Consider the following 13,808-nt stretch of genomic DNA (forward strand, 5'->3'; position numbering starts at 1 on the left):
GCTGCGTCGTGTGCGGCTCAAGCCGCCTGTGTCATGGCTGCGGGCGCGAACGCGGGCAGCGGCGAGCTGCCGCGTTGCAGTCCCATGATCTGACGTGCTTCCTCGGGTGTAGCGGGCTCCATGTCGAGCTCGCGGATCAGCCGCACAATGCGCTCGGTCAGCTGTACATTGGTGGCCAACTCGCCCTGGCGGTAGTAGAGGTTGTCCTCCAGACCCACGCGTGCATGGCCGCCCAGCAGCAGCGCAGCCACATTGGCCTCCAGCTGCGAGGGACCGATGCCGCTGACGCAGAAGATGCTGTTGGTGGGCAGAACGTCCACCATCTGCTGCAGATAACGTGGAGAAAACGGCATCGCGTTCTGGAAGTTGCGGTGCACGTTCATCACCAGGTTGATGAAGTGCGGGGTTGCATCGTGGTCTTCCTCGATCAGCGTCGTCACGTCCTGCAGGATATGGGTGTGGGCGAAGACTTCCCACTCTGGCTTGATGCCGCGTGCCTTCATGCCTACGGCAAGCTCGCGGGCCCGCGACAGCGGCGTGTCCATGAGGATCTCGCGCCCGCCGAAGCTCAGGTTCAGCGTGGTCGCATCCAGCGTGCACATCTCGGCGCCTGCCTCCATGCCCTTGATGCGCTCCTCCCAGGCGATTTCCCAGCGCCCGCCCTGCAACTCGCGCACCATGTCGCCGTGCACGCCGCCGCCCGTCGAGTTGTTGATCACGATGTCGCAGCCCGCAGCGCGGATGCGGGTGTTGATGTCGCGGTAGATGTCGGCATTGCAGGTGGCACCGTCGTCTGGGCGGCGCGCATGGATGGCAGCCACGCTGGCGCCCGCATTGCAGCAGCGCACCACGTCTTCGGCGATCTCTTCCGGCTGGGTAGGGAGATGGGGGTTTTGCGATTTGCGGGCCATGCCGCCCGTGGGGGCAATGGTCACGATCACCTTGCGCTTGCTCATGGCGTCTCCTGATGCGTGGGGTTGGGTCGTCAGCTATTATTTTTTTCACCCCCGCATGAATCAGTCGTTGCGATGACATTTGACCTCGGGGTAAGTACGCAAGGAGCTTCACCATCGCCCGCCATCACCGCTCAACGGCCGCGGCCCGCCCCACTCTCGACGAACTGCTCTCCGGCTCGGTCTGGTTTCCCGCGCTCGACGTTGCCGTGCGCGAACGCGTGCGTGCCGAGATGCGCGAGGTGGACCTGCCCGCGGGCACTGCGCTGTGCCGTATGGGCGATGAGCCCCGGCACTGGTATGGCGCCATCGAAGGTCTGCTCAAATGGTCGGTGAGCAGCGCCGACGGTCGCTCGGTTACGCTGGGCGGCCTGTCGGTGGGAAGCTGGTTCGGTGAGGGAACGGTGCTGCGCGGTGTGGCGCGCACGGCGGACGTGATCGCGCTGCGCGACAGCCGCGTGGCCTTGATGCCTGTGGAGGTCTTCGAGTGGTTGCGCGGCAGCGAGCGCAGCTTCGAAGCCTTTTTGCTGCGTCAGATCAACGAGCGAATGCACTGGTTCCTGGGCAACTTCGCGGCCTACCATCTGCTCGATACCGACAGCCAGGTGGCGCGCGCGCTGGTGGGCCTGTTTCACTCATGGCTGCATCCGGGCAGCGATCCGCGCCTGCGGGTGTCTCAGGAGGAGATCGCCAACCTCTCGGGCCTGTCACGCCAGCGCTGCAACGCAGCGCTGCGGCGCCTGGCGGCGGCGGGCCTGATAGAGATCGAATACGGCGGCATCACCGTTATCGACCTGCCGCAGCTGCGCACGCGTGTGCTTGCTGCGGCATCGTTCTAGCGGCCAGATTCACGCAGCCTCACATGCTCTCGCTGTGCTCATGGTAGGCAGCGATGGCGTCCATCAGTTCCTGCAACTGGGCCGATACCTGCTGCTCCTCGCGCACCAGCATATAGCGCGGGCGCACTGCCCAGGCGTCCGTCAGCGGGACGCGGCAGACACGCGGCAGACCGCGGTAGCGCTGTGCCACGGTCTCGGGCACCACGGCCACGCCCACACCTGCCGCGACCATGCGGCACATCGAGTCGAAGCTGGACAGCTGTATGCGCAGCTTAAGCGTGGTGCCCAGTTGCTGGCTCAGCCGCTCCAGAAAAGTCTGCAGAGTGCTGCCTCGGTGCATGCCCACAAAGCGCTCGCGCAGCACATCGGCAAAGGCCACGCTGCTCATGTCCGCCCAGCGTGCGGTGTCGGGGGTCACCAGCACCAGCCGGTCGGTGCTGAAATGCAGCACGCGCAGGCCGTGCGTGTCCACCTCGCCGGCCACTATGCCCAGGTCGGCGCGGCCGTCGCGGATGTCGGCGGCAATGCCGGCATTGGGACGCTCCTGCAGGTCCACGCTGATGTGCGGGTGGTGGGTGAGGTAGGCCGCAAGTATGTCGGGCATGAACTCCGTCACGGCCGTGGTGTTGGCGAATACGCGCACATGGCCGCGCAGGCCCGCGCCGTACTCCTGCAGGTCGGCTTGCAATTGCTGCGAATGCTGCAGCATGGCACGCGCATGGTGCAAAAAGGCCTCGCCGGGTGCCGACAGTTTTACCCCTCTAGCCTCTCGTATCAGCAAAGGCATGCCGGCCTGATCCTCCAGTGCCCTGACACGTGCGCTGGTGGCTGCAAGCGATAGATGAGACTGTTCAGAAGCCCTTGTCAGGCTTCCTGTCTGTGCTATCAAAACAAACAGTCTTAAATCCTTTAGATCGAATTGCATGGCGGTTCATGGTTTATACCAGTCAAGTCAAGGCTTCGGAAAAGCAAAAGGCTTGATTCCAATATCAGAGATTGTGCACAGAGCTGGTGCCAGCGAGCATAGGGCTATCAATCCCAAAAGAGGAGACAGTCGCCGTGCCAGTCCGATCAGCCCCGCTCTCCACCCCATCGGTATCGCGCCGCAGCCTCTGTGCCGGCGCTCTGCTGACCCTGGGCCTGCCGACCTGGGCACAGGCCTCCTATCCCGCCCGTCCCATCGTGCTGGTGGTGCCCCAGGCCGCGGGCGGAACCAATGACATCGTGGGCCGCATCGTGGCACAGAAATTGGGCGAGAAGCTGTCCGTGGGCACGGTAGTCGAGAACCGGCCCGGTGCGGGCGGCAACATCGGTACCCAGGCCGTGGCCAAGGCCGCCAGGGACGGCCATACATTGCTGATGACCATCAGCAGCAGCCAGGTTATCAATCCCGCGCTCTACAAGTCGCCGGGCTTCGATCCCGTGGGCGACTTTACGCCGGTGAGCATGATCGGTGCCGTGCCCAATGTGCTGCTGGCTCATCCATCCTTTCCCGCACGGACCGTTCCTGAGCTGCTGGCCCTGGCCAGGTCCAAGTCCGGCGAGCTGCAATATGCATCGGCAGGCAACGGTACGCTCAACCACCTGCTGGGCGAGATGCTTAACCAGATGGCCGGCATGCAGCTGCAGCATGTCCCCTACAAGGGTGTGGCGCCTGCACTTAACGATGTGCTGGGCGGGCAACTGCCGCTGCTGTTCGGCAGCCTGCCGTCCACGCTGCAGTACATCAAGTCGGGCAAATTGCGGGCACTGGCCGTCAGCAGCGCAGCGCGTTCGCCCGTGCTGCCTGACGTGCCCTCGCTGGGTGAGTTCGTGCCCGGCTACAACGGCACGCTTTGGATTGCTTTGTTCGCACCGCGCGGCCTGCCGCCTGCGGTGATGAGCCGGCTGAGCGAAGGTATGCAGCAGGCCATGGCGGACAAGGACATGCGCGCCCAGTTGCAGGCCCAAGGCGTGGAGCTTGCGGGCACGCCAGAGCGTCAAATCACGCCCGACGAGCTGGCTGCCGTCCTCAAGCAGGACATCGCCAAATGGGCTCAGATCGTAAAGACCTCCGGCGCCACGGTGAACTGAATTCCTTCCTGCACTTTCATCCATGAACCCGAACACCGTCCAGATCAACGCTGCCGCCCTGACCAAGCTCCAGTCTTGGCAGGAGCGTAGCGAGACCATGTCCGACCTCATCACCGCCGCTCCCCTGCGTGCCCTCTCGGCCACGCTGGACCGTGACGACCCGGTGCCTGAAGACGGCTCAGCCGTGCCTGCGCTGTGGCACTGGCTGTATTTCCTGCCGCATGCGCGTCAGAGCGAGATCGGCCCCGACGGGCATCCACGGCGCGGCGGCTTTCTGCCGCCCGTGCCGCTTCCGCGCCGCATGTGGGCCGGCGGGCGGCTGCGCTGGGAGACAGACAATCCGCTGCGCCTGGGGCAGGAGGTGCAGCGTGTCTCCACCATACGCAGCGTGCAGCACAAGACCGGACGCTCGGGCGAGCTGCTGTTCGTGCTGGTGGAACACCGTTTCTCGAACCAGGACGGTTTGGCGCTGGTCGAGGAGCACGACATCGTCTACCGGGCCGCCGCCGGCCCCGGCGATCCGGTGCCGCCACCGCAGCAGCCGCCGCTTGCGGGCCAGGCAGCCTGGTCGCGCACCATCGTGCCAGACGACATCCTGCTGTTTCGCTACTCGGCGCTGACCTTCAACGGCCACCGCATCCACTACGACCGTCAGTACGTGACCCAGGTCGAGGGCTACCCGGGCCTGATCGTGCATGGCCCGCTGATTGCCACGCTGCTGCTCGATCTGCTGCGCCGCAAGCTGCAGGGCGCCAAGGTGGTCACGTTCGACTTCAAGGCCTTGCGGCCGACCTTCGACCTTCACCCTTTCAGCGTGCACGGCAAGCCGCGCGAGGACGGCAGGACCATCGACCTGTGGGCGCGGGACCACGACGGCTTTCTCACCATGCAGGCTACGGCCACGGTGTCCTGAAGAATTAAGAAAACCATAGCTGATAACGCTTTATGGGTAAGCGTTTGAGGTCAAAAGGCTTGAAATGATCGAATACACCAGCTCCAATAACCACCACGAGATCCGCGATGCCATTCGTGCGCTGTGTGCGGAGTTTCCCGACGAGTATTTCCGCAAGATCGACGAGCAGCGCGTCTACCCCGAAGCCTTCGTCAACGCGCTCACGAACGCAGGCTGGCTGGCCGCGCTGATTCCGCAGGAGTACGGCGGCAGCGGCCTGGGCCTGACCGAGGCCAGCGTCATCATGGAGGAGATCAACCGCTGCGGCGGCAACTCGGGCGCCTGCCACGGCCAGATGTACAACATGGGCACACTGCTGCGCCATGGATCGCAGGCGCAGAAGGAGAAATACCTGCCGCGTATCGCCTCGGGCGAATGGCGGCTGCAGTCCATGGGTGTCACAGAGCCCACCACGGGCACGGACACCACCAAGATCAAGACCAGCGCCGTGAAGAAGGATGGGCGCTATGTGATCAATGGTCAGAAGGTCTGGATCAGCCGCATCCAGCACAGCGACTTCATGATCCTGCTGGCGCGCACCACACCGCTGGCAGAAGTGAAGAAGAAAAGCGAGGGCATGTCCATCTTCATGGTCGATCTGCGCGAGGCCGAGAGGAAGGGCATGACCGTGCGCCCCATCCTCAACATGGTCAACCACGAGACCAACGAGCTGTTCTTCGAGGATCTGGAGATTCCCGAGGAGAACCTGATCGGCGAGGAAGGCAAGGGCTTCAAGTACATCCTCGACGGGCTGAACGCCGAACGCACGCTGATTGCGGCCGAGTGCATAGGCGACGGCTACTGGTTCCTGGACCGTGTGACGAATTACGTGAAGGACCGCCAGGTGTTCGGCCGTCCCATCGGCCAGAACCAGGGCGTGCAGTTCCCGATCGCCGATGCCTTCATCGAGGTCGAGGCCGCCAATCTCATGCGCTGGAAGGCCTGCGAACTGTTCGACGCGCGAGAGTCCATGGGCGCTCAGGCCAATATGGCCAAGTATCTAGCGGCCAAGGCCAGCTGGGAGGCAGCCAATGCCTGCATCCAGTTCCACGGTGGCTTCGGCTTTGCCTGCGAGTACGACGTGGAGCGCAAGTTCCGCGAAACCCGCCTCTATCAGGTGGCGCCGATCTCCACCAATCTGATCTATTCCTATGTGGCCGAGCACCTGCTGGGTCTGCCACGTTCGTTTTGACATGGGCAGCCCCCTGAGCGGCTGCGCCGCTTCCCCCTTCTCTCGAATTGCTGAGCAATTCGGGCAGGGGGACGACGCCAGCGCGGCGGGGCGGCCCTTGCGCGGCGTCTGCTGGCCTGCTTTGCGCCGGTTGCACGCGCCGCTCACCAAGCCAATCCATGGAATGACCGATTCATGACCAATACCATCCGCCCTCTCGACGGCATCACCGTGGTCTCGCTGGAGCACGCGGTGGCCGCACCCTTTTGCACCCGCCAGCTCGCCGATCTGGGGGCGCGCGTGATCAAGGTGGAGCGCCCCGGTGCGGGCGACTTTGCGCGCGGCTACGACCAGCGTGTAAATGGCCAGTCCTCGCACTTCACCTGGATCAACCGCAGCAAGGAAAGCCTGGCGCTGGACCTCAAGCAGCCGGCGGCCCTGCAAGCCCTGCTGCAACTGCTGACCACGGCTGATGTGCTGGTGCAGAACCTGGCACCGGGGGCGGCTGCGCGCATGGGTCTGTCCTACGAGGTGCTGAAGGCCCGCAACCCGCAACTCATCGTCTGCGACATCAGCGGCTATGGCGCCGACGGTCCCTACCGGGACAAGAAGGCCTACGACCTGCTGATCCAGAGCGAGGCGGGGTTTCTCTCGGTCACGGGCACGGAGCAGGAGCCGTCCAAGGCCGGCATCTCGGTGGCCGATATCGCGGCCGGGATGTACGCCTATACCAATGTTCTTTCTGCCCTGCTGCTGCGCGGGCGCACGGGCGAGGGCAGCCATATCGATGTCTCCATGCTGGAGGCACTGGGCGAATGGATGGGCTATCCCATGTACTACGCCTGGGACGGCGCGCCGCCGCCGCCGCGCACGGGCGCATCGCATGCCAGCATCTACCCCTATGGACCCTTCATGGCGGGCGATGGCGGTACGGTGATGCTGGGCCTGCAGAACGAGCGCGAATGGAAGCTTTTCTGCGAGCAGGTGCTGCTGCAGCCGGCACTGGCCAGCGATGCGCGCTTTGACAGCAATGCACGGCGCAATGCCCACCGCGAGGAGCTGCAGGGCCTGATCCTGAGTGTGTTTGCCGGGCTTGACGCACAGCAGGTGGTGCAGCGCCTGGAGCAGGCCGGCATTGCCAACGCCCGTGTCAACGACATGGCGGGCCTGTGGGCCCATCCGCAATTGGCCGCACGCCAGCGCTGGTGCAGCGTGGGAACGCCGGCCGGGCCGGTGCAGGCGCTGCTGCCGCCCGGTGCCAACAGCGCCTTTGACTACCGCATGGACGCCGTGCCGTCCCTAGGCGAGCACAGTGCGGCCATCCTGGCCGAGCTGGGGTGGTCGGCCGAGCGCATCCGTGCTCTGTACGCCGAAGAAGCAACTCTGTGAAAACTGTGCGCAGCGTATGCGCGGGAGTGATTCCATGAAGAACGAGACCCAAGTGAGCATTCATCCGCTGGCCCGGTTCGCGGCCACGCTGTGCTGGGAGGATGTCCCGCTGCAGGTGCAGCGCCGCGCCGAGGATCTGTGGGTGGACTGGTTCGGCTCCGTTCTCGCCGGCCAGAACGCGCGCCCTGTGCAGAGCATCACGCGCTTTGCACTGTCCCAGGGGCCGGCCGCGGGCCCCTGCGAGATACTGGGCAGTGACGCCACCAGCTCGCCGCTGATGGCGGCCCAGGCCAACGCCGCAGCCTCGCATGTGGCCGAGCAGGACGATGTGCACAACGGCTCGGTCTTCCACCCCGCCGCCGTGGTTTTCCCGCCCGCGCTGGCCGTGGCGCAGAGCCTTGGTGCCAGCGGCATCGAGCTCATGCAGGCCTGTGTGGCCGGCTATGAGGTCGGCATCCGGGTGGGCGAGTTCCTGGGCCGCAGCCACTACCGCATCTTCCACACCACGGCCACGGCCGGCACGCTGGCAGCGGCTGCTGCCGTGGGCCGTTTGCTCAAGCTGACACCCGAGCAGATGCAGCATGCCTTCGGCTCGGCCGGCACACAGTCGGCGGGGCTGTGGGAGTTTCTGCGCACGGGCGCCGACAGCAAGCAGTTGCACACGGCGCATGCTGCCTCAGCAGGACTGACGGCCGCCTTTCTGGCGCAGGATGGTTTCACGGGCGCGCAGGACATCTTCATGGGGCCGCAGGGGCTTGCGGCGGGCATGTCCACCGATGCCGACCCGGCCCGGCTCAGCGATGGGCTGGGCACGCGCTGGGCCACGGCAGAGACCTCGTTCAAATGGCATGCCTCCTGCCGCCACACCCACCCTGCCGCCGATGCGCTGCTGCAGGTCATGCAGCAGCACGGCATAGTGCCTGCCGACCTGGCACGGATCACCTGCCATGTGCACCAGGGCGCCATCGATGTGCTGGGCCCCGTGGTCAGGCCGAGCACCGTGCACCAGAGCAAGTTCTCCATGGGCACCGTGCTGGCGCTGGCGGCGCGTCACGGCCATGCGGGGCTGATGGAGTTCGACCGCGACTATCTGGCACAGGAGACCGTGGAGCTGCGCGACAAGGTGAGCATGGAGCTTGATGCCGAGGTCGACGCGGCCTATCCCCGGCGCTGGATAGGCAAGGTCAGCGTGCAGACCACGGATGGCCGCTTGCTCAAGGGCCGTGTCGACGAACCCAAGGGCGACCCCGGTAACACGCTGTCGCGCGAGGAGATCACGGCCAAGGCGCTGCGGCTGGCTGACTACGGCGGGGTGGATGCGGCGCGGGCTGCCGCGGCCATCCACAAAGCGTGGGCTGTGGCCGCCTGGCCGCAAGTGGGCGCTTTGATGTAGGAGACAGCGATGAACGACTTTTCTGCGTGGATGCAAGAACGGTTCGACGACTACGTCCGCCAGTTGGAAAGCCTGGTGAACATCGACTCGGGCAGCTACCACAAGGCAGGCGTTTCCAAGGTGCTCGATTGGGTCGCCGGCTACCTGGATGGGCTGGGTATCGAGGTGCAGCGGCTGCAGGATGGCGGGCGATTGGTATGCGTGCGCGCCACCGTCCACCCCGGCGCGTCGCGTGAGCGCTCTGCCCTGCTGCTGGGCCATTGCGACACCGTGTTCCCCGAGGGAGAGGCTCAGCGTCGGCCCTTTCGCGTGGATGGCCCTGTCGCCTATGGTCCCGGCGTGGCCGACATGAAGGCCGGCGTGCTGATGAACGCCTACCTGCTGCAGGCCTGGCAGGCCATGGGCGATAAAGGCACCACGCTCTCGGCGCTGTTCACCTGTGACGAGGAAATCGGCTCGCCCCAGAGCGGCGCCTTCATCGAGGCCACCTGTCGCCAGCACCGCTACGCTTTCAATTCCGAGCCCGGCCGCCCCAACGGCAACGTGGTGGTGGGCCGCAAGGGCGGCGTGTTCTTCGACGTGCAGGTGCAGGGCAAGGCCGCGCACGCGGGGGCGAACTTCTATTCGGGCATCAGCGCTATCTCGGCTCTGGCGAAAAAGATCCAGAGCATGGAGCAGCTCATCGACCCGGACGAGGGCATCACCCTCAACGTGGGCCTGATCCGTGGCGGCCTGTCTGTCAACACCGTGGCACCGTCGGCTGTGGCGGGGGTGGACCTGCGCATCCACACCATGGCGCAGCGCGAGCGCTGCCTGAGCGAGGTGGCTCGCATCTGCGCCACCAGCCTGCAGGGCGAGACCGCGTCGTGGTCGGTGCGCGGCGAGTTCAAGCCCTTCGTGCAGAGCGAGGGTTCGCGCCTCCTGGCCGAGAAGTACCTGGAGATTTCGGTGACCGAGGGCATCGCCGTCAAAGGCGAGGTGACGGGCGGCTGCTCCGACTCGGGCATCGCCGCCGAATGCGGCTGCGACGTGATCTGCGCCGTGGGCCCGTCGGGCGGCGGATTTCACACGCCCGAGGAATACGTGCGCCTCGACTCGGTGGTCGGCAAGGCCACGGTGCTTTTTAGAACCCTGAAGACCCTGGGAGCCTGAACTATGAGAACCATCCCCGCTCTGCTGGCCGCCTGTGCTCTGGCCCTGTCCCTCGGGGCCTTGGCGCAAGGGCGCATCCTGGTGCCTTACCCAGCCGGCGGCCCCAGCGACGCCACGGGCCGCGTGATCGCCAACGCGCTCAGCGGCCAGGGCAAGCCCTTCTTCGTGGAGAACCTCGGCGGCGCCACGGGGCTGCTGGCGGTCAACAAGTTCCTGGCCAACCCGCAGAACCAGGTCTTCCAGGGCACGCAGAACGAGCTGATCTTGCCTGTGCTGCTGAACCAGGCCGCCAAGTTCAAGTCCGAGGACTTCGTGCCCGTGCAGTACGTCACTCAGACCTACCTGGTGCTGGCCGTGCGCAAGGGCCTGGGCGTGAAGAACTTCGACGAATTCTTCGCGCTCGCCAGTAGCCGCAAGGACAGCCCCCTGACCTATGGCACGGTGGGCGTGGGATCGCTGTACCACGTGATGGGCGAGTACCTGGCCAAGAAGAAGGGCGTGGCGCTGAACCACATCCCGTACAAGGGCGGTGCGCCCGCCATGCAGGACTTGATCGGCGGGCAGATCGACTTCTCCATCACGCCCTATCAGACCGCTTTCGACGACATGGCGGCCAAGGGCATGTTCCAGGTCATCGGCATTTTCTCGGCTGCCAAACCGCCCACGCTGGCTCAGCTGCAGACGGCAAGCAGCGTGGAGGGGCTGGCCGACTTCGACTTCTCCAGCTATGCGGGCTACTTCCTCAAGCGTACCGCCACCGAGGAGGAGAAGCAAAAGGCCAGCGCGCTGTTCGCTTTCGCGATGGCGGACGAGAAAGTCAAGCACAGCCTTCAGCTCGACGGCCGCCGCGTGCTGTCGCCTGTTTCGCTGAAAGAGGCGGACGCGATGTACATGGCCGAGATCGCACGCTACAAGAAGCTGCTGGAGACCGTGGGCCCCATCAAGCTCGATTGATCCTTCAGAATTTTTACCAGGAGACAACCATGGCTTTCTTCCCCTCGCAAATCGCCCGCCGCGCCGTCGCGGCTCTGCTGCTCGGCTGGGCCGGCTTTTCCCAGGCCGCAGGCTGGCCGGACAAGCCTGTGACCCTGGTCGTTCCCTACAGCGCCGGAGGGCCTACCGATGTGGTGGCTCGGCTGCTGGCCGTGCCGATGGGCCAGTACCTGGGGCAGACGGTGCTTGTCGAAAACACGGTGGGCGCAGGCGGCACGCTGGCACCGGCGCGCATCGTGCGCTCCAAGCCCGACGGCTACACCATATTGATCCACCACATGGGCATGGCCACTGCGCCCTCGCTGTACAAAAAGCTGCCCTACGACCCGCTCAAGGACTTCGAGTACATCGGCCAGGTGCTGGACGTGCCCATGACCCTGCTGTCGCGCAAGGACTTCCCGGCGAACAGCTTTGCCGAGCTGCTGGACTATGTGAAAAAGCACCAGGACAAGGTGTCGCTGGCCAATGCCGGCGTAGGCGCCGTGTCGCAGCTGTGCGGCATGCTGTTCATGCACCAGGCGGGTGTGAAGCTGACCGTCGTGCCTTACAAGGGAGCCGGTCCAGCCATGAACGATCTGATGGGCGGGCAGGTCGACCTGCTGTGCGACCAGACTACCCAGACCGTGCCCGTGATCCAGGACGGCAAGCGCGCGAAGGTCTTCGGCGTGACCACACCTCAGCGTCTGTCGTCGCTGCCCAATATCCCGACGCTGGACGAGCAGGGCCTCAGGGGCTTCGACGTCAAGGTCTGGCATGGCATGTATGCGCCCAAGGGCACGCCCAGGGAAGCGTTGGAGCAACTGAACAAGGCGCTGAATGTGGCGCTCAAGGACGATAACGTCAGAAAGCGCATAGCCGAACTCAGCTCCGATCTCGTCACGCCCGACAAGGCCACGCCAGAAGGACTGCGCAAGCACCTGGAGGCCGAAGTCGCGCGCTGGCGCGCCGTCATCAAGGCAGCCGGCGTATCGGCCGAGTAAGACCGTGCACGGCATGAGGCCCGCGCCCCGGCGCGGGCCTCCATCAGCCGATTGAAATCCTGCATTTCCAAGAGACGCCATGAGCACCTTGCTGCATAACGCCTGCACTTTTTTGTTCGTTCCCGCCAACCGGCCGCAGCGGCTTGTCAAGGCTCTTGCCAGCGGCGCCGATATGGTGATCGCAGACTGCGAGGATGCCGTGGCGCCCGGCGACAAGCAGGCCGCCAGATTGGCCCTGGAGCAGGCCGTGCAGCAGCTTTCCATGTCCGAGCGCGAACGGTTGATGGTACGTATCAATGCCTGGGAAACGCCCTGGTTCGATGAAGATCTGCGGGCGCTGGCACGGCTGGTGGCCGACGGCGTGGCCGGGGCCGTGGTGCCCAAGGCGGAAAGCGCGGCGGTGCTGCAGCAGATTGCCGGTGCAGCCGGCCCGCGCTGTGCGTTGCTGCCCCTGGTGGAAAGCGTGGCGGGCCTGGATGCCTGCGATGCGCTGGCCGGCACCGCGCAGGTGGTGCGGCTGGCTTTTGGGCATCTGGACTTTCAGGTCGATGCCGGCATGCAGTGCGAGCCGGACGAAGCCGAGCTTCTGCCAGTACGTCTGGCGCTGATCCTGGCATCGCGCCGGCGGGGACTGGCCCGCGCCGTGGATGGCGTCACCATCGATACCAAGGATGCGGCCCGCCTGGAGAGCGACACCGGGCGCGCGCTGCGCATGGGTTTTGGCGCCAAGCTGTGCATACACCCGGACCAGGTTGGCACGGTCAACCGCGTGTTTGCGCCTTGCAATCCGGCCGTGGCCCAGGCCCGTGCGGTGGTGCAGGCCATGCAGGCCTCTGGCGGCGGCGTCTGCACCGTCAACGGCAAGATGGTGGATGCGCCCGTGCTCCATCTGGCGCAGCAGACACTGGCCCGCCACATCTGGGCCCAGCAGCGCATGCAGCGCGACATCTAGTCTTATCGGACGTTGCCGGGCACCGCCGTCTGGTGCAGATTCATGCTGCTTCATGAAACAGGGGAACGGCATGAACCAGGCTTTGGTATGTGTGGTGACGGGGGCCAGCCGTGGCGTCGGCCGGGGTGTGGCGCTGGCGCTGGGTGCGTCGGGGGCAATCGTCTATGTAACGGGGCGCAGCGTGAAGGAGGGCGACTCGCCGCTGCCGGGCACGATAGGCAGGACGGCCGCCGATGTGACGGCTGCGGGCGGCCACGGCATTGCCGTGGCCTGTGACCATGGCGATGATGCCCAGGTGGCAGCGCTGTTCGAGCGCGTGCGTCGCGAGCATGGCCGGCTCGACATTCTGGTCAATTGTGCGATTGCGATTCCCGATGCGCTCACGGTGCCCGGGCCCTTCTGGCAGAAGCCGCTGGAGATGACCGGGCTGCTCGATGTGGGCCTGCGCTCCACCTATGTGGCCAGCCATTGCGCGGCCGGCCTGCTGATCGCGGGGCGCGGCCTGGTGGTCAATATCTCGTCAGCCGGCAGCCGCTGTTATATGCATGGTCCGGCCTATGGCGCGGGAAAGGCCGGCTCGGACAAGATGAGCTTCGACATGGCCCACGATTTCAAGCCTGCCGGCGTGAGCGTGGTCTCGCTCTGGCCGGGGCTGGTCAAAACCGAACGCTCCGCACGCGTCTGCGCGGTCGAACCCGACAAGTACGGCGACAGCTTCGACAGCGCCGAAACGCCGCAATTCATTGGTCGGGTGATTCTGGCCTTGCATGGCGATGCCGACTGCCTGGAACAGCGCTCCGGCGGCGTGTTCTACACGGCCGAACTGGCCAGCCAGTATGGCGTGCAGGACATCGATGGCGCGCAGCCTCCGTCGCCGCGCGCCTACTTCGGCGCACCACCGGAGTTCAGCCCGGTGGTGGTCGAATAGGCCGGTGCACTGATTGCACGCAAGAGCCGGGCC

Annotated in this window: 13 protein-coding genes; 11 read left to right on the forward strand and 2 right to left on the reverse strand. The window is 65.4% G+C overall.

Translation table 11 applies throughout. The features are described 5' to 3' along the window. Positions 1 to 17: 17 nt before the first annotated feature. The gene (locus FSY59_RS10735; protein ID WP_148728950.1) at positions 18 to 956 is read right to left on the reverse strand and encodes a 3-keto-5-aminohexanoate cleavage protein; all 939 of its coding nucleotides are present in this window, start codon (positions 954 to 956) and stop codon (positions 18 to 20) included. 206 nt (positions 957 to 1,162) lie between these two features. On the opposite strand from FSY59_RS10735, the gene FSY59_RS10740 reads away from it, so the two are divergent. Beyond that, positions 1,163 to 1,792, forward strand: a complete 630-nt coding sequence (locus FSY59_RS10740) for a Crp/Fnr family transcriptional regulator (RefSeq protein WP_255439332.1) — start codon at positions 1,163 to 1,165, stop codon at positions 1,790 to 1,792. A 19-nt stretch (positions 1,793 to 1,811) separates the two neighbouring features. Here the strand turns inward: FSY59_RS10740 and FSY59_RS10745 are convergent, their stop codons facing one another. Next, entirely contained in the window at positions 1,812 to 2,717 is a 906-nt protein-coding gene (locus FSY59_RS10745) for a LysR substrate-binding domain-containing protein (protein ID WP_148728952.1), read from the reverse strand. Between the two features lie 134 nt (positions 2,718 to 2,851). Between FSY59_RS10745 and FSY59_RS10750 the strand changes: the two genes are divergently transcribed. The 10 genes from FSY59_RS10750 to FSY59_RS10795 all read left to right on the forward strand — a co-directional run bounded on the left by FSY59_RS10750 (position 2,852) and on the right by FSY59_RS10795 (position 13,775). After that, the gene (locus FSY59_RS10750) at positions 2,852 to 3,865 is read left to right on the forward strand and encodes a tripartite tricarboxylate transporter substrate binding protein (protein WP_148728953.1); all 1,014 of its coding nucleotides are present in this window, start codon (positions 2,852 to 2,854) and stop codon (positions 3,863 to 3,865) included. Between the two features lie 22 nt (positions 3,866 to 3,887). Next, positions 3,888 to 4,778: a MaoC family dehydratase N-terminal domain-containing protein gene (locus FSY59_RS10755; RefSeq protein WP_148728954.1), complete on the forward strand. Its 891-nt coding sequence runs from the start codon at positions 3,888 to 3,890 to the stop codon at positions 4,776 to 4,778. A 64-nt stretch (positions 4,779 to 4,842) separates the two neighbouring features. Continuing rightward, positions 4,843 to 6,009, forward strand: coding sequence for an acyl-CoA dehydrogenase family protein (locus FSY59_RS10760; RefSeq protein WP_003059579.1), 1,167 nt, complete (start codon positions 4,843 to 4,845; stop codon positions 6,007 to 6,009). A 174-nt stretch (positions 6,010 to 6,183) separates the two neighbouring features. Further along, a complete protein-coding gene (locus FSY59_RS10765) occupies positions 6,184 to 7,377 on the forward strand; it encodes a CaiB/BaiF CoA-transferase family protein (protein WP_050872973.1) in 1,194 nt (397 codons plus the stop codon). Between the two features lie 34 nt (positions 7,378 to 7,411). Continuing rightward, the gene (locus FSY59_RS10770) at positions 7,412 to 8,770 is read left to right on the forward strand and encodes an MmgE/PrpD family protein (RefSeq protein ID WP_043370549.1); all 1,359 of its coding nucleotides are present in this window, start codon (positions 7,412 to 7,414) and stop codon (positions 8,768 to 8,770) included. Between the two features lie 9 nt (positions 8,771 to 8,779). Then, a complete protein-coding gene (locus tag FSY59_RS10775) occupies positions 8,780 to 9,922 on the forward strand; it encodes a M20 family metallopeptidase (RefSeq protein WP_003059576.1) in 1,143 nt (380 codons plus the stop codon). Between the two features lie 3 nt (positions 9,923 to 9,925). Continuing rightward, entirely contained in the window at positions 9,926 to 10,876 is a 951-nt protein-coding gene (locus FSY59_RS10780) for a tripartite tricarboxylate transporter substrate binding protein (RefSeq protein ID WP_003059574.1), read from the forward strand. Positions 10,877 to 10,905: 29 nt separating this feature from the next. Continuing rightward, positions 10,906 to 11,895, forward strand: coding sequence for a tripartite tricarboxylate transporter substrate-binding protein (locus tag FSY59_RS10785; protein WP_019042922.1), 990 nt, complete (start codon positions 10,906 to 10,908; stop codon positions 11,893 to 11,895). Positions 11,896 to 11,974: 79 nt separating this feature from the next. Continuing rightward, on the forward strand, positions 11,975 to 12,847 hold the full coding sequence (locus tag FSY59_RS10790; RefSeq protein WP_003059570.1) for a CoA ester lyase: 873 nt from the start codon (positions 11,975 to 11,977) through the stop codon (positions 12,845 to 12,847). A 70-nt stretch (positions 12,848 to 12,917) separates the two neighbouring features. After that, the gene (locus tag FSY59_RS10795; protein ID WP_043370554.1) at positions 12,918 to 13,775 is read left to right on the forward strand and encodes an SDR family NAD(P)-dependent oxidoreductase; all 858 of its coding nucleotides are present in this window, start codon (positions 12,918 to 12,920) and stop codon (positions 13,773 to 13,775) included. Positions 13,776 to 13,808 lie beyond the last annotated feature (33 nt).

The organism is Comamonas sp. Z3, assembly GCF_008121565.1.
GTDB lineage: Bacteria > Pseudomonadota > Gammaproteobacteria > Burkholderiales > Burkholderiaceae_C > Comamonas > Comamonas brasiliensis.